Source organism: Acinetobacter sp. NIPH 1852 (assembly GCF_022549455.1).
In the GTDB taxonomy this organism is placed as follows: Bacteria; Pseudomonadota; Gammaproteobacteria; order Pseudomonadales; family Moraxellaceae; genus Acinetobacter.
Map to the genome: position 1 here is coordinate 226,149 of NZ_JAKZGG010000002.1, position 16,496 is coordinate 242,644.

At 38.2% G+C, this 16,496-nt stretch carries 12 protein-coding genes; 2 read left to right on the plus strand and 10 right to left on the minus strand.

The window, feature by feature from the left end; translation table 11 throughout:
* Nucleotides 1–74: 74 nt before the first annotated feature.
* The 4 genes from MMO38_RS02750 to MMO38_RS02765 all read right to left on the minus strand — a co-directional run bounded on the left by MMO38_RS02750 (nt 75) and on the right by MMO38_RS02765 (nt 5,883).
* Nucleotides 75–866: a Slam-dependent surface lipoprotein gene (locus MMO38_RS02750; RefSeq protein ID WP_241322448.1), complete on the minus strand. Its 792-nt coding sequence runs from the start codon at nt 864–866 to the stop codon at nt 75–77.
* A 188-nt stretch (nt 867–1,054) separates the two neighbouring features.
* Nucleotides 1,055–4,228 carry a TonB-dependent receptor gene (locus tag MMO38_RS02755; RefSeq protein WP_241322449.1) on the minus strand — a complete coding sequence of 1,058 codons (3,174 nt, stop codon included), beginning with the start codon at nt 4,226–4,228 and terminating at the stop codon, nt 1,055–1,057.
* 128 nt (nt 4,229–4,356) lie between these two features.
* Complete coding sequence (locus tag MMO38_RS02760; RefSeq protein ID WP_241322450.1) at nt 4,357–5,361, minus strand: FecR domain-containing protein; 1,005 nt, start codon at nt 5,359–5,361, stop codon at nt 4,357–4,359.
* The gene (locus MMO38_RS02765; protein ID WP_241322451.1) at nt 5,362–5,883 is read right to left on the minus strand and encodes a sigma-70 family RNA polymerase sigma factor; all 522 of its coding nucleotides are present in this window, start codon (nt 5,881–5,883) and stop codon (nt 5,362–5,364) included.
* 190 nt (nt 5,884–6,073) lie between these two features.
* Here MMO38_RS02765 and MMO38_RS02770 point away from each other — a divergent pair, with 190 nt between their 5' ends.
* Together MMO38_RS02770 and MMO38_RS02775 are read left to right on the plus strand one after the other, a co-directional pair.
* Nucleotides 6,074–7,018 (plus strand): ABC transporter permease, encoded by a 945-nt coding sequence (locus tag MMO38_RS02770; RefSeq protein ID WP_241322452.1) that lies wholly within the window; start codon nt 6,074–6,076, stop codon nt 7,016–7,018.
* Nucleotides 7,018–7,896 carry an ABC transporter ATP-binding protein gene (locus MMO38_RS02775; protein ID WP_241322453.1) on the plus strand — a complete coding sequence of 293 codons (879 nt, stop codon included), beginning with the start codon at nt 7,018–7,020 and terminating at the stop codon, nt 7,894–7,896. The genes MMO38_RS02770 and MMO38_RS02775 overlap by 1 nt, the downstream gene beginning before the upstream one ends.
* A gap of 166 nt (nt 7,897–8,062) precedes the next feature.
* Here the strand turns inward: MMO38_RS02775 and MMO38_RS02780 are convergent, their stop codons facing one another.
* The 6 genes from MMO38_RS02780 to uca all read right to left on the minus strand — a co-directional run bounded on the left by MMO38_RS02780 (nt 8,063) and on the right by uca (nt 16,494).
* Nucleotides 8,063–9,085, minus strand: coding sequence for an ABC transporter substrate-binding protein (locus MMO38_RS02780; RefSeq protein ID WP_241322454.1), 1,023 nt, complete (start codon nt 9,083–9,085; stop codon nt 8,063–8,065).
* 64 nt (nt 9,086–9,149) lie between these two features.
* Nucleotides 9,150–9,584: a ribbon-helix-helix protein, CopG family gene (locus MMO38_RS02785; RefSeq protein ID WP_004639187.1), complete on the minus strand. Its 435-nt coding sequence runs from the start codon at nt 9,582–9,584 to the stop codon at nt 9,150–9,152.
* Between the two features lie 4 nt (nt 9,585–9,588).
* A complete protein-coding gene (locus MMO38_RS16640; protein ID WP_277602772.1) occupies nt 9,589–9,714 on the minus strand; it encodes a hypothetical protein in 126 nt (41 codons plus the stop codon).
* A 670-nt stretch (nt 9,715–10,384) separates the two neighbouring features.
* Complete coding sequence (locus MMO38_RS02790) at nt 10,385–11,281, minus strand: HNH endonuclease signature motif containing protein (protein ID WP_241322455.1); 897 nt, start codon at nt 11,279–11,281, stop codon at nt 10,385–10,387.
* Entirely contained in the window at nt 11,268–12,797 is a 1,530-nt protein-coding gene (locus tag MMO38_RS02795) for an AAA family ATPase (protein WP_241322456.1), read from the minus strand. The genes MMO38_RS02790 and MMO38_RS02795 overlap by 14 nt, the downstream gene beginning before the upstream one ends.
* Nucleotides 12,798–12,888: 91 nt before the next feature.
* Nucleotides 12,889–16,494, minus strand: coding sequence for an urea carboxylase (gene uca / locus MMO38_RS02800; protein WP_241322457.1), 3,606 nt, complete (start codon nt 16,492–16,494; stop codon nt 12,889–12,891).
* Nucleotides 16,495–16,496 lie beyond the last annotated feature (2 nt).

The window sequence follows — 16,496 nt, forward strand, 5'->3', positions numbered from 1 at the left end:
CGCAAACCAAAATGTAAAATCATCAACGCATAAAAACAAAAGGAACCTACAGATGTAGATTCCTCTCGCCACGATTAGTTTTTCGCACCGCCAAATGCAGTGTTATAAGATGCGTTATTAAACTCGGCGATACCTGCCAAAGCCGCAGCATTTGCACCAAAGAAATGTCCTTGGACAATACCTGTATTATTTAACCCAGCTGTACCATTGGCGCTTGCTGCACCAGCAAACTCAGCAGTACCGGGATTAAATGTCACACCATTCAATGTTAAGTTTGAAACCGCTGTACCTGTTCCCGTTAAAGAACCTTCAAGTGTGCCCGTGCCAAAATTCGCAGTGAAATTACCAGTTAACAGATTCGTCGCAGATCCATTAATCCCTGCAACGGTATAAGTTGCAGTACCTGCTGTTGGTACGGTGGTATTGCTATTGTCACCCGCATAATAAACCGTATGGCTCGCACTCGCTGCTGTATCGCCAGCCTTCCACCACTCACCAAAATATACTTCCTGCGTACCCACCTGACCAAAGTTAAAGTTACCCAAAGCACTATGTGAAGGTGGCATAGCCGATACAGGAATGTGAGAAATATTAAAGCTCTTGCTACCCACTGTGACATTGGTATTACTGGTACCTTGTGCCGCAAATGCTTGTGCCAAGCCCTTTAATGAACTAAAACCTGTAAATGCATTGTATGGTGCTCCTGCCGCTTCTACAGATACTGCCGCTGCACCGCCTGGATGGTTAGCATTTGCTGCCGCACCAATTCTAATGTTTGCTTCATTGCTAGAAGCACCATCAATAGCTGCATGAGAAAATACAGCAGAACATGCAACCAGACCGATGAACAGTTGAGAGATTTTCATTTATTGTTACTCCATTTATTTAAAGATAAGTTATTGTTTCAATGAGGATAACGCTATCGCTATCATGTTGTTGTATGAGCAGTTGAATCTATAAAACTGCTTTTTAGTTATGTAAATAATAATCATTCAAATCTATTATTTACGCCTATCTAATTCCAATTCACTTAAAGCTGGAATTAAATTCTGTGCTAAAACTTAGTGGTCCAACTGATTTTAAGGGTACGACCGGGTGCAGCCATCGCACTCCGAGTGAGTGGGTCAATGTAGAATTGGTTTGAAAGATTATTTCCTACAAACTCAACGGTGTTGTAGGTATCGACTTGATAACGTGCATAAGCATCAAAAATCCATGTATCGTCCCACGCCAAAGGAACATTGAGGTAATAGCCTTTATTGACGCCATCATCATTGTTTTTACGCAATGGGCTTTCATAAGCTTTATAGAAAGTTGCACGTGCCCCAAGTTCAAGTGCTTCATCAAAGAAACGTGCGCCGAATAATGCATGTGCACTGAGTTCTGGTGTAGACATTGTCACCAGATATCCATTGGGAAAGCCGTCATCGACGCAGCGTTGGTAAGCATCTCGGAATTGAATCCCATGATCTGTTTGTACAGTGCCACTATTGATCATCCTATCAATCGCACTATTACTATCACAGACTTCATTTTTGAGGTTATAAGCCAAACTTAAATCTGTGAAGAAACCACCATTGTCAAAACGGCTTTGTAGTTCTAAACCTGAAAGTTTTTGCTCATCCATGTTGGTAAATATCAGATTTTGATTTCGTTCAATCACGTTTTTGGTTTTGTTGTAGTAATACGCCAGTTTAAAGTCAGCATTGCGCGCTGAACTAAACCAGTCACGCATATCATAGACATAACCCACTTCATAGTTAAAAGCATGTTCAGGTTTAACAGCTTGATAAGGCATCATTGCTGAAAAACCGACAGTGCTTTCAAATAAACTCGGCAAACGATATTCTTCAGCATATCGTGCATAGAGTCGGTTATTTTCGGTCAGTTGAATGGCTGCACTTAACTGAGGCGCCCAACCGCTATCTTTAACTTTGTTTACAGATTCAATTGGAACTTGTTCAATTACAGCGGGCTTAAAGCCATTTCCGATCACAACGTATTTCTGATCTAAAGCGTTCAGTTGATCCAAAATGTTGTCAGCCAAAGCCAAATGACCATTTTGATCTGCTTTCCATGTCAACGTATTGATTTGTGACCAAATTCGGCTATATAAATTTGTCTCTGATGCAGGTACCGTCTCCAAACGACCATCCCAATCAGGATTGCTCGTTGCATAGCGTTGTGATAGTAGGTTGAGCATGCGCTGCTGCTGAGCATCATAACTTTCAGGCATGGTTCGATATTCAAAACTATATTCTTTGAGTCTATTTTTCTTGGTAAATAATGGATTTAGCGTAAGATCAACCCCATCGCGGATTGATTTATTTAAGAAGTCATCAAAAGCCCAATAAGAACGGTAACGCATACCCGCATCGAAGCTTAACCAAGACAAGGGACGATAATTAAAATTAAAATCAAAAGTTTTCTCTTCACGTCGTCCAGCACGCGGTAAAGCTTGGTATAAGGAATAGCTTGGACCATGATCACCATAGACATCATCAGATGTCAGTTTTTCTTTTAAGAAGCTTCCACCCAGCGTCAAATCGAGTTGATCCGTTAAATGTGCTTTATTGCTCACGGTAATGCCCTTACGGGTATTATCTGAATGACTGACTGCGGTATTAATAATTTTGTTATCACGGAAGTCTATCGTGGTTGGCCAGCCGCCACGAGTAAAAGTCTGACTTTCAGTATCGGTTTGCCAAACATTGGCATAAAAATCGACCCACTGATTGCTATCAGGTTTAAATTTGTATTCCAAACTGTATGCTTTTGAACGGATGTCACTGAGCGGCCATTGAGGTACACCCAAATCAGGCGTTATTCCCCATTGAATGCGAGATGGCATAATTTCACCAAACTTATTTTTAGTATCTCGATAAGTGAGTTTTAAGGTTTGGAAGTCTGTAGGCCGATAGGTTCCTTTGAAAAGCCAAGATTCCATCTGGCTAGAAGTATTTGGAACCTCATCACCTGGTTTGTAAGCATGTGCAAAATATGGAATAAAATCGAAATTGTCATTATTGGGTTCAGCACGTTTGTAATAACCCGCACCGTGTGTTCCTGAAAAATAATTGCCACGTTCACGAACAGCATAAACAGCCAATAAATCGAATTGATCTTTTTTCATTGCCAGTGCAAGTCGACCGGCCAAATCATCGCCAGAGAAATTAGAGTTATCTTTTCGGGTTCTATTTTTCTTGTAAATATCAGGATCATATCGAGCACGATCTATTTCAATCCATGGTGTTGTCTCACTATAATCTCGACCAACTTTACTCATGTCGGGTAGTGATGGATCTATTGAATTGGTTGAGCCTTCTACTTTTAATTCAGCACCAAAGGTTTTTCCTGCGCGGACAATATCATCAGCTTCAAGTGTTTTAACCAACACCCCACCACCAACAGATGTTGTGGCATTACGTTCTAGTGAAGGTCCTTTGATGACCTCGATCCCAGCAATCAAGTTCGGATCAATATAGTTCCGATTGTTAACACCGTTATACCCTCGCCAAACAGCGACCGATTGCTCTGTTCCATCAATGGTTAATGGTACTCTACCAACACCTTGCACACCGCGAACACTTGGATCAAGTGCGCCGCTATTCCGCGCATCACCACTATACACCCCGACCATACCTTGTAATACATCAGCAGGATTTGTACCTTTAAAACGCTCTACATATTCTTTACCTGCATAAACTGAAGAATGATTTGCGTCATAAACCTTGTTATAGCCTTGTGTATCACGATCTTCTTGACCGTAGACAACGATGGGAGCTAAACGAGCTGAGGCTTCATTCATTAAATCGCGTTGATCACTCATAGGAGAAACTAAAGCAGCTTGATTGGCTGTTAATGGTGGTGCTTTTTTTGTGAGTGTATAGCCTTGCCCAACTTTCACAGCATAAAATTCTGTGTTCATGAGAATATGTTGAAAGCCTTGCTCTATGGAGTAACTTCCTTTTAAGCCAGTACTATTTTTGCCTTTTAACTGTTGTGCATCGATTGCAATCGAAGTGCCCGATTGCTCTGCAAATTGATTTAATACATTTGCCAATGTACCTGCTGAAATATTATAAGATTTGGCATTTGTCGTTGCTGCATATGCAGGATGTAACGGTAAGGCTATACTCCCGATTCCCACGGTATAGATTGCAAGTGCAAGCTTTGATAGTCGAAACAGACTTTTTCTCTGTTGCTGGCCATTTCCCAAGTTTTCCATTACACACCCCAGTAAATAGAAATAAGAATCATTCAATACCACTAATTAAAATGATCCAAATTTATTGCTTCTATTTACTATGACGAACAAGTAAGAAAAAAGTGGAACCAAATAATTAAAAAATTTTGCTAAGTCGTCACAAAAATCACATAAGGCGTAATTTGATATATTTTTAATTGTGGAAAAACTGCGCCCAGTAGCTTAAGTGCGTCTTGTGTTTGGTCTAGTGGTAATACAGCATTGACGTGTATCTTGCTCAATGCTGAATCATTAAAAATAATTTTTCCTTTGTAGTTCTGATCCAAGGCTTTCAGCACTTGATTCAGTGGTAAATCTTCAACCATCAGTTGATGTTTATCCCACTTTTGCTGTTCATTGTAGCGATTCAGTGCTGAAATTGGCGTTAAACCATTTTGATCTATTCCGATCGCTTGCCCTGCTTTAACTATTGCTTGATTGACAGTATTTGTAGATGTTGTCTTGGATGGTTTGGCTCGCACTTGAACTTTTGAATGCAGTATTTTTAATTCGGTTATTTCTGGTTGATAAGCAACACTAAAAGCTGTTCCGAGTGCCTGTATTTGTCCATGAGAGGTTTTGACAATAAAAGGTCGCTGCTGGTCTTTGGCGACATCAACAAATATTTCGCCTTGCACCAGCTCAACCACTCTTTGGTTCGTCTTAAAATCAATATTGACGGCACTTTTGCCACGAAGAATGATTTGTGAGCCATCTTGTAATGTTTGAGTGGTCCACTGACTAGAATTACTGCGAATATCCGCAGCAATATAACCTAGCGATGTATCTGATAAATATAATGTACCAACACCCGAAGTGCATAGAACGATCGCAAATGCTGTACCAGTTCGAATATTTTTATAAACCTTTCCTGATCCCAGCCCAGCTTTGAGTGCCGATTTGGTAATTTTTTTATGATGATTATGTGATAACTTTTGAATCGAGCCGAGACAGCGTTCAATATCGTTGGCAATCTTTTGATGTTGCTGACTATTTTTTTTCCATTGTTTGAATTGTACTTCTGCATTACGACGAGTCACCTCATCATCCGCGCTTAATTGAACAATCCATTGTGCTGCCTCTTCAACCAATTGCTGGTTATGATTCTTTGTCATTTAAACCAACACATCCATATCCATTCGGGTTTGATAGCACTGTACCAAACAACTGGCCAAATACTTTTGGATCATCTTGGTCGAGACACCAAGTTGTTCAGCCGTTTCTTTATGCGTATACCCCTCTAAATAATGCAAGATAAAAGCCTGTTGGGCTTTTTCAGAGACTACTTCTAATGCTTTGCATAACTGATGAATGGCTTGAATGATTTGTACCTGTTCTTCGGGGGACACAACCGCATCAAGCATGTATTCCATTTCACTTAAACCATCAAGATACGCTTGTTCAATTCTTTTCCGTCTTACTTGATCGATCAATAAATTTTTCGCAATTGAAGTTAAATAAGCTTTTGGTTCTTTGACGCCCAACAACTCATCGCGTGTCTGAAGGATTTTAATAAATGTATCTTGAACTAAATCAGCAGCTTGCTCAGAACTTCCAATTTTCTTTCGCAGCCAATGGTGAAGCCACCCGCTATGGTTCCTGTATAATTCATCAACGAGTATCGGGGTTTTGTTCACAATCATTGACTCAAAAACAAAGTATTTACAAATGATAATTATTATCATTTATAAAATCAAGAAAGAATAATAATAAAGTTTCACTGTTTGCTCATCGTCACCGTAAGATTAGTATTTATCTGATTGGCACTTATTTTGCTTAATCAGTATTACGTTTTATAAAAAATGTAATATTAAGAGGCAAAAAAATATGAGTTACGTTGCGCGCGAACTCAGCCAAACCAACAAATTGTTATTTGGTCTAGGGTCATTTTTAATACCAATTTTGTTGTGGTGTGCTGTAAGTTATTTGCCATTTGTATGGCACCCACAAGTCAAAATTACTGATACAGGCAGCGTGACATATCTACAGGTCGATAGTCGTATTGCCAAAGAGGTTTTTTATTCTGAAGCACAAAGTGCTGTAGATCATGGCTTAAAGCCACCTCAAGGAATCTTAGTCAACCCCATTTATTTGCCTGCCCCTCACGAAGTTGCTAAAGCCCTTGTTACTGCGTTTACGACGCCACCTGTTCAAGCAAATGCACCGTGGTTCCATGAAAGTCTTTGGCATAGTATTAAACTGGTCTTCACCGCATTTTTTATCTCATCGCTCATCGGTGTACCTTTGGGGATTTTATGCGGTTTTTCTAAAACGATTGCTCAACTCACAGAGCCATTTGTTGAATTTTTCCGTTACCTGCCTGCCCCTGCTTTTGGTGCGCTAGCTGTTGCCATTTTAGGTATCAACGATGCACCAAAAATAGCCATCATTATCATCGGTACGCTATTTCAACAGATACTTATTATTGCCAATACAACTCGGTTGGTTGATCGCAGTTTAATCGAAGCAGGATTTACCCTTGGCACGAACAAAACCAAGAGCCTATTTCATGTAGTAATTCCTGCAGCCTTGCCAGAGATTTATCGTAATTTAAGAGTTTTACTCGGTTGGGCGTGGACTTACTTGATCGTTGCTGAATTGATTGGGAGCACATCAGGTATTACATGGTTTATCACTCAACAAGCGCGTTACCAAAATTTTGACAATGTTTATGCAGCCATCCTCATCATCGGTGTGATTGGTCTTATCTGTGATGTCATTTTAATGAAACTTGGACAGCAGCTTTTTAAATGGAAATCAGGAGCACACTAATGACAAATACCCATTTCAATGCTCGTGAATATTTTGATCACATCTATGAACGTGCTGTCATATTAGAAGCGAAACAACTGACGCAAAGCTTCAAACATGGCAAAACTGAACGAACTGTTTTAAACCAAATTGATTTAAAGATTCATAAACGTGAGTTTATTTGTGTGATCGGTCCTTCTGGCTGTGGTAAGTCAACATTCAGTCGGATTGTTGCTGGACTAGATTCTTATTCAGGTGGAGAGATTCTGATTGATGGTCAACTGATCGTGGGGCCTAGCCCTGAGCGTGGTATGGTATTTCAAGGATATACACTGTTTCCGTGGAAAACCGTCAAAGAAAACGTGATGTTCGGTCCAAAAATGAAGGGACAAAGTGATAGTACGGCCGAGGCGCAAGCACGAGAATGGATTAATATTATCGGCTTAGAAAAATATGAAAATCAGTATCCTCATCAACTCTCTGGAGGGATGAAACAACGTGTTGCGATTGCTAGAGCATTGGTGAATGAACCTAAAATTTTATTGATGGATGAACCCTTTGGCGCACTTGATCCACATACCCGTCAGAAGATGCAACGACACTTGATGGATTTATGGCAAAATATTGATATCACTATTATTTTTGTCACTCATGATATGGATGAAGCGATCTTACTCGCTGACCGTATCGTCGCACTGAAAGCCAATCCTGGTGAAATAAAAGAAATTATCGAAGTAGATTTACCTCGCCCACGTCATCCAGATCAAATGCTTTGCCCTGAATTTAAAACATTGCGTCAACGAGTAGATCAACTGGTTCATGCTGATGAAGATCAACTCGATCCAGCACTCGAGGATTTGCCGTTAATTCCTCGTATGACTAAAGTAAGTGATGATTAGCTTAGTTAAATAGAATAAGACCTTTCAAAGCCCACGTTTAAAAGTGGGCTTTTTTATATCGAAGTATTATTTTTCACATGTATGAATGTATAAAAATCTCCCTATTTTCAGGGAGATTTTTAAGGGCTAATTATGGAATTTAAAAGGATTGTTGCTCAATAGGGAATTATTTGATTTCTTCAACGAGCGTTGGAAAAATCACACTATCAACATCTACTTTAGTTGTGTAAACACCATTTTTAAAATTAAATTCATTGACGTGATAACTTGATCCGTAAATTGAATCAAAGCTGTCGGATTTGGTAAATACCTTCTTATTTGCTTCGAGATCAAGTAAATGAGTTCCATCAATAAATTGGGCATATTGTGCGGCATCTAAACCAACCCGTTTTGCCATGATCGTTACTGCATCGTCTCGTGTTGCAGGATCATTAATATATTTAACGGTTTTATCCCAAACCTGAATGATTTTTTTCCAATCTTCCTTATTCGCAGCAAGATGCGTCATATTGACGGTCAAAGTATCATAAATCAGTCCGGGCTTATCTTTGGATGAATAGATGATTTTAGAACCTGCAACCGCTTTCAAAGCTTGATTAGCTACAGGTTGCCAAACTGCAATTGCTGATACATCAGGACTTGCAAACACTTGAGGTAACTCATTCGTCATCGCATTTACTAAAGTGACCTCACTATTAGCAACTTTGGCATCATCTAAAGCCGAATTGAGTAAGTGATGATCAACAAGACCTTTCTCAACCGCTATTTTTTTACCTTTCAAATCTGCAATACGATTGATTCCACTTTTGGCGATAATGACATCATTTCCAGCGGAATAATCGGTTGCCAAAATCATGATGCCTTTGGTGCCTCCTGAAGCGATCACCAAGTTATCACCATTGGATACAGAAACAGCATCGAGCTGATTGGCAGAAAATGCATTGATTGATGCGGAATAATCGAACCATTTAAATTCGACATTTAACCCTGCTTCTTTAAACCAGCCTTTTTCGATTGCCACCTGCCATGCCACCCAACCCGGCCAATCACTGTATCCAATCGTGATTGGTTTAGTGTTGGTACTACCTTCAGTTTTTGCTTTAGACTCTGGAATTTTTGCTGTGTTGTCACAGCCCCCTAAAAAAATCGCTGTCAGCACAGATGCTGAAATCAGTGTTTTTTTGATCATCTTATGCTTGCTCCTATTGTGCTCTGATATTGAGAACTTTTCGTCTTTACAAATGTTTATGTGCTTAAGTGTTTTGTGCGATTGGTGGCATGACGGCATCCATCAATTCCAAATGCCCTTTAATCACCCCTTTTAATGCAATGAACTGTTGACTGATGGCTTTCAAATCACTACTGACACCTTGCATCAACATGACTTGTAGAACCTTGTCATCATCCAATTGAATATGTAATGAACTGATCACCTGAGCTAAGTATTGTTGCTGTAAATCAACAAGTTGAGTGCGTAACGGTTTTAAACTCACGTCATACAACAATGTCAAAGTGCCAACCATAACTTCATCATTTTTAGCTAGATCATCGATTAAATGCCGATTAATCATGTCCAAGATCGCTTGTGAACGACTTTCGTAGTGTTGATCAACGATTTTTTGATCAAGTGCACTCAATGTAGTTTCAGGTACGGTAATACTGATTCGAGCTAACTTTTGCTTGGCCACAGTCTTATCCCTTTACTTTGCGTTCTTGGTGATTTTGTTTGAAATACAGACCTGCTCTTGCACTGAATAAATCGACTAAGAATTTCTTAATAGGGTGTTTTTCTACAGTGTTGGTTTTGGCTTCACTCATATCGCAGCTCCTACAAAGGTATTACTAAAATTAGTTTTTGTATTACTTCTATTGAGATGCAGAATATGTGCCAATTTTAGCTATAGAGATTTGGTGAATAAACTTTAATTAAATGACAAAAAAAAAGCCCCACTACGTTGAGATGGGGCTTACTTGAAGTAGAGTGTTTCATCAGTTTATTCCATTGTTACTGCTCATGTACTGGTTATTCTTTTTATACATGTTGGAATGAACCGATGTGTGTGATTTAGTGATCAAGTTTATTGCTCTCCTTTATTTATACTGTATATAAATAAAAGCAGAAAGCATGCCAAAATATAAAATTAAGTGGATTCAGCCATAATGGCATATAAAAAGCCCCACAAAAGCCTAGTGATACAAAACGAGGGAGATTTACCTATCTTAAATATGCTTAAAAAATGTACCACCTTGCACCATTCAGGTTCACTAGTGCATCAAAGGGTGGCTGAGCATGGTTGGAGTAACTTTATCTGTAAATGTTTTGAGTTCTTTATATTAAGGATTCTTTAAAATTGATGGTTCTGTGATATTTACCTTTAAGACTGAATGTTTTGCCCATCATCAATAGACTAGATATGTAAACAATAATCAAATTATTACCATTTAACAGGTCTTTCAAAAGACCTGTTAACTAGTCTCATATTAAGGTTTAGGATATTTTTAAAACATCATATAAATCTGATCTTTTTGATAATTCAGCGTATAAAGCCGTTAACCAATGATTTTTGCCATGTGTTAAAATAAAAAGTTTCCTGTTTGAATCTAACGTTGTAGTGATCTCTTCATTGCTTAATTCTAACCAAAAATCTTTACTTCTAAATTTTGCCATTAGCGTTGTCAGCTCTGTTTCAGCAGCTTTATTACTCAAATATTGAGCCATACCCAACTCATCAAAAGTATAATTAATCTTATAGATTATCTCTTCAGCAACATCTAATGAACTATCAACCAAAAAAGATACTGATAAGAAATTTTGTTCAATAGTTATGTTTGCTTTCAGCCATAAAACATTATCAAGATCATCGTAATATGGATGAAAAAAAGAGACCTGATGTTGTCCAATTATTTTAAAAATTTTAGCTCTTTTCTTAGTATTACAATTATGACAACTTGGGATTAGATTCTTAGGATTAACCGCTAAACCATGATAAATAGATTCAGGTAAAAAGTGATCAACATGTGAACAAATCGCAGATAAGCAATAAGGACATTTAATAATTTTATCCTTATTTTCATTACCATTAGTTAAAATTAAGTCATAAAATTTTCTTATAGTTGAATACTGAGGCTGATTGTTGGAAAAATATGATTTATATAATTTGACTAAATCCTCTGAATAATTTCTAAATCGATCTTTATCAAGTTCATATAATTTACCTTGAGAAGCTTTTTCCTCATATTCATCACTATAGGAAAAAATATCATCAGTTAATGATGTTAGATTATCAAAAATAATCTTTCTATTTTGTTTGCTTTGGTCTATATACTTAAGACTTAAAGGATAAGTATCCTTAATATTGAAATTTGGAAGATTAATTTTTTTCATCATTAATATCCGCTTTAATATTCTTGATGCTTTTCATTAAATGTGCTCTAGCTTCAGTACCCAATTCTCCCTTAAAAATAGATATAACCTGATTAAATATTTCTATATTTGTTTGTGTACGACTCTCTTTTATAATTTTACTTACTTCTGTTTCTAATAAATCAATAAAACTTGAATTTGATGCTGTTAAGTTAAAAACCTCATAGTTTAATAAAGAAATATTTTCTCCAAATGTCTCAGTTTCTAATCTCAGAGCATTGAAAACATCTCCTCTTCTTAAAATTTTCCATACACAACTCTTAGGTACTTCTTGTAAAATAATTGGAGAATGTGTAGTCAAAATTCCAATGGCATTTCTATCAATCAGCAACCATGACATAGCTCTTAAATAAGCCGAAATCAAAGGAGGATGCAAATAAGTTTCAGGCTCATCATATAAAATTAACGACTTTTCAGTAACTGAATTAACTAAATGTGTCAAAGATTTAATAATGATTTTGTGGCCAGTACTTAGTAAACGGTAAACCTCTAAAATTTTTTCACTATTAATTTCACTTTCTTCATCTTCTAATATATACGAAAAAATATCAGTAAGATAATCATCATTCTTTGTTAGGATTTTAAGCATTTCAATCCATCTATGAGTCTTAGAAATAGATTTCATACATTCAATGAATGATTCTAAAAACTGACGTTCGAGATCCAACCCACCATTTAATGTGTTTTCAGTATTATTAAAAGGACTTTTTAGCAACCCATGAAATGCATAATCATAATCAATTATATCGGCTTCCATAATGCCTTGAAATGGCTTATCAAATGGGCTGTAACTAAAGTAAATTACTTTTGTTAACCCTAAATCTTTAGTGAAAAAATGTTTTAATATCTTATTCAAAAAATTCGTTTTACCTACACCATTACTTCCAATTACAACATGTAAATTTGTTGGTGGTAATGAGTTAGGAGTAACATCAAAAGATACATTAACCTGGCGATTTTCATCATTAAAATATTCAAATGAAAAACTAAATTCTGTTAATTCAGGTTTCCCGTTTGCTAAACGATTATACTTTCCCCGTATTTCATCAGCAAAAAATTCTCTCATCAATGAGGTATGTAAAACTGGTAAATTTTTTTCATATAATGAATTAAATTTTTCTAAATTGAATGCCAAATCATTTAATGAACTAAGTATTCTTCTTCTTGTTTTATTATTTAATGATCTAATTCTCTGATAATACTTACCACTCCCACCCATGCTGAAAAATTTTTCATCGATCTTAGAAAATTTTTTTGATACATGCTGATTAAAGTGAAAGATTTTTGGGCTATCCTCTACAAATGCTATTTTTATCGCCCCTAAATCAGTAACTTCACCATTTTTCACGTATCTTAAATGAAATTGTGTTTTATAACCGAAATCATCCCAATCATCCCACTTAAGTACACAATATTCTTTATCAGTCGAGACCTGTCTACTATCAACTCTATAATCATCAACAACATAAAAATTCATGGAATAGATTTTATAATGAAATAAGTTCTCATAATTTATCACATATAAGGAAAAAACCGCCCTTACGAACGGTCTTTTTATCTATCAACTCTTAGGCAACTGGCGCCAAGGTAAACAACACCTGTCCCGTTTTCACTGTTTGCCCTTTTTCAATAGTAATCGCATCTACACGCATACGCTCAGGCGCAATAATTGGAATCTCAATTTTCATCGCTTCAATGACTGCAAGTGTTGCACCCTCTTCCACAATATCACCCGATGCACATTCAATTTTCCAGATCGAACCCGGCATGTGCGATTCAACCGCACAACCACCGTCTGGAATTTCAACGCCTTCACCATCATCTACAGCATCGAGGCTTTCAGAGACATATTCCGCAAGCCCTGCTTCATGCCAGCGTCGACGTTCTTCATCAAAGTTGGCTTGTTGTACCGCTTTAAATGCAGAAATGGATTCTTGATTTTCCGTTAAGAAGTCGTTGTACTCTTTCAGGTTGAGTACACCATCTTCAATGCGTAGTTTTAAACGACCTGCTTTAAAGTCCTCACGCATGTGCATCAGTTCAGCTTCAGAAACTTCATAAAATTTAATCTGATCAAAGAAGCGTAATAACCACGGTTTACCTTGCTCAAAGTCTGCATTTCTACGATAGCGAGACCACATTTGAGTCGTTCTACCCACAAACTGATAGCCACCCGGTCCTTCCATGCCATAGACACACATATAAGCACCGCCGATTCCGACAGCATTTTCAGGTGTCCAAGTTCTTGCAGGATTATATTTGGTCGTTACAAGTCGTTGACGTGGATCAAGCGGTGTCGCAACTGGTGCACCGAGATATACGTCACCTAAGCCCATCACCAAATAATTTGCGTTATACACCACGTCTTTTACAGCTTGTTTATCTTTCAGACCATTAATGCGACGGATAAATTCGATATTGTCTGGACACCACGGTGCATCAGGACGCACCGTTTGCATATAACGTTCAGTTGCCAACTGCGTTTGAGAATCTTCCCAAGCCAAAGGTAAATACACGGTACGTGAAGGAACTTGCATTTCAGTCACATCAGGTAATTCTGTTTCGGCTTGTTTAAGGAGGTTCAATAAATTCTGTTGATCAAGTTTGAGTGAATCAAAATGAATTTGAAGTGAACGTATTCCCGGTGTTAAATCAATGATACCTATGATGTTTTGATCTTTAACCCACTGCATTAATGCATGTATGCGGAATCGTAAATTCAGGTCTAAAACCAATTCGCCATACTCAACCAACATGTAGTTATTACCAGCGGGGCGATACACCACATTTGGCGTATGATCTTGACCATCTAAACGATCCAATACAGCATCATTTAAACTATCAATCTCAGCATAAAAACTTTGGCCAAATTGCACATTGTTAAGATACTCCGTACTGAGCATATGATGATATGTTTGATTTAATTGGGTTGCTTGTTCATATCGAATAGGAACAAATTTGACTTTGTCTCCTGCTTTTAATTGACCTAATTTCCAAAGTTCAGAATGAACAACGACCGCTGGGCAAACAAAACCACCAAGGCTCGGACCATCAGGACCTAAAATGATCGGCATGTCTCCAGTAAAGTCGATTGCACCAATGGCATAGGCATTGTCATGAATATTGGAAGGATGTAAACCTGCTTCACCGCCATCTTCACGCGCCCATTCAGGCTTTGGCCCGATCAATCGAATTCCTGTACGGCTTGAATTGAAATGTACTTCAAAGGAATGTTCAAAGAAGGTATCAATATCTTGTTTGGTGAAAAAATCAGGCGCACCATGTGGACCATACATTACCGCAATTTCCCAACTGTTTGAAAATGTCGGGACTTGTTCTGCATTCAAACTTGTTTGTTGATCTGAACTAAAAGACGTGATGGGCAACATATCACCAATTAACAAATTACGCCCTGCGTGACCACCAAATTGACCTAAAGTAAATGTCGCTTGTGAACCCAAGTATTTGGGAACATTCAAACCACCTTTAATGCCAATATAAGTTCTACATCCTGTAATGATTTTACCGCATTTAAGAATTTGCCCTTTCTTCACATTCACCGTTTGCCACATTGGAATGTGCTCACCGTCTAAGGTTGACGGCATGTCACCACCTGCAAGCACGATTTGGCTATCACAGCGAAACTTTAGTGTAGGTCCATGCAAGGTACATTCTAGACCTGCACTATTAGATGCATTACCAAGTAGTTGGTTTGCCACGTTTAAAGATAAAGGGTCAATCGCACCAGATGGTGGTACTCCCACATCCCAATAGCCTAAACGCCCAGTAACATCTTGTATGGAAGTTTGAATACCTGCTTGCAATACCTCGATTTTTTGAGTTTTCCACTCAAAAGTATTGAGGAAACGAGTGGTTTGAGTACCCGCTTTAAACACTTCACAATCAATAATATTCTGTAAATATTCAAGATTGGTTTCGATACCTGCCACCTGAGTTTTGGCTAAGCTATGATTCATTGCCTGAATAGCCGCATCTCGATCATTTGCCGTGACGATAATTTTAGCAATCATAGGATCGTAAAATGAGGAAACAGTTGAGCCAGTTTCTACCCATGTTTCATTACGTGCTTGATCATCAAATTCAACAAAGGTCAGTAAACCTGCACTCGGTTGGAAGTTTTTGATCGGGTCTTCTGCATACAAACGAACTTGTATCGAATGTCCTACTGATTTCAAAGATTGCGTTGGTGCTGTCCAGTCGCCACTTGCAAGTGTGACCATCCATTCAACCAAATCCACGCCGTATACTTGTTCTGTGACACCATGTTCAACTTGTAGACGGGTATTTACTTCCAAAAAGTAAAAATCTTGTGTGTCCGTATCCATCACAAATTCAACAGTACCCGCGGAACGATAATTCACGGATTGCATCAGTTGAATCGCAACAGTCTGAATATATGAACGTTGTTGATCATTTAAATGTGGTGCTGGCGTTTCCTCAATAACTTTTTGGTTGCGACGTTGAACAGAACAATCTCGTTCACCTAACGCTAAAACTTGTCCTTGACCATCACCAAATATTTGCACCTCGATGTGGCGAGCATTCTGTACGAATTTCTCTAAATACAGTCCTGCATCTTTAAAGTTTGCCTGCGCAAGATAAGAAACTGTTGTGAAAGCATCTTTTAGCTCCTCAGCATTCCATATCAAGCGCATTCCGATACCACCACCCCCTGCGGTACTTTTTAGCATCACAGGATAACCAATGCGCTCGGCTTCAAGTAATGCTTCTGCTTCATCAGCCAAAAGTTGGCTACCTGGCAATAGTGGCACATTTGCTTCGATTGCAAGTTCTCGAGCGGTATGTTTCAAGCCAAAAGCACGCATTTGAGCTGAGTTTGGACCGATAAATGCAATTCCTTGTGATTCGCACAGATCACAAAATTCGGCATTTTCAGATAGAAAACCGTAACCCGGGTGAATGGCATTCGCACCTGTTTGTTTGGCAACTTTTAAAATTTTGTCAACATTGAGGTAACTTTGACTCGCGGGTGCATCACCGATATAAACCGCTTCATCCGCTAAAGTCACATGCAAAGAATCTCGGTCTGCCTCTGAGTACACAGCAACCGATTGAATACCTAATTTTTTTAGTGTTCGAATAACACGACATGCTATCGCACCACGATTGGCGATTAAAACTTTATCAAACATAG

Excerpts from the sequence above, each read along its gene's own strand:
- MMO38_RS02750 (WP_241322448.1), bottom strand. The coding sequence starts at position 866 with ATGAAAATCTCTCAACTGTTCATCGGTCTGGTTGCATGTTCTGCTGTA.
- MMO38_RS02755 (WP_241322449.1), bottom strand. The coding sequence starts at position 4,228 with ATGGAAAACTTGGGAAATGGCCAGCAACAGAGAAAAAGTCTGTTTCGA.
- MMO38_RS02760 (WP_241322450.1), bottom strand. The coding sequence starts at position 5,361 with ATGACAAAGAATCATAACCAGCAATTGGTTGAAGAGGCAGCACAATGG.
- MMO38_RS02770 (WP_241322452.1), top strand. The coding sequence starts at position 6,074 with ATGAGTTACGTTGCGCGCGAACTCAGCCAAACCAACAAATTGTTATTT.
- MMO38_RS02775 (WP_241322453.1), top strand. The coding sequence starts at position 7,018 with ATGACAAATACCCATTTCAATGCTCGTGAATATTTTGATCACATCTAT.
- MMO38_RS02780 (WP_241322454.1), bottom strand. The coding sequence starts at position 9,085 with ATGATCAAAAAAACACTGATTTCAGCATCTGTGCTGACAGCGATTTTT.
- MMO38_RS16640 (WP_277602772.1), bottom strand. The coding sequence starts at position 9,714 with ATGAGTGAAGCCAAAACCAACACTGTAGAAAAACACCCTATTAAGAAA.
- MMO38_RS02790 (WP_241322455.1), bottom strand. The coding sequence starts at position 11,281 with ATGAAAAAAATTAATCTTCCAAATTTCAATATTAAGGATACTTATCCT.
- MMO38_RS02795 (WP_241322456.1), bottom strand. The coding sequence starts at position 12,797 with ATGAATTTTTATGTTGTTGATGATTATAGAGTTGATAGTAGACAGGTC.
- uca (WP_241322457.1), bottom strand. The coding sequence starts at position 16,494 with ATGTTTGATAAAGTTTTAATCGCCAATCGTGGTGCGATAGCATGTCGT.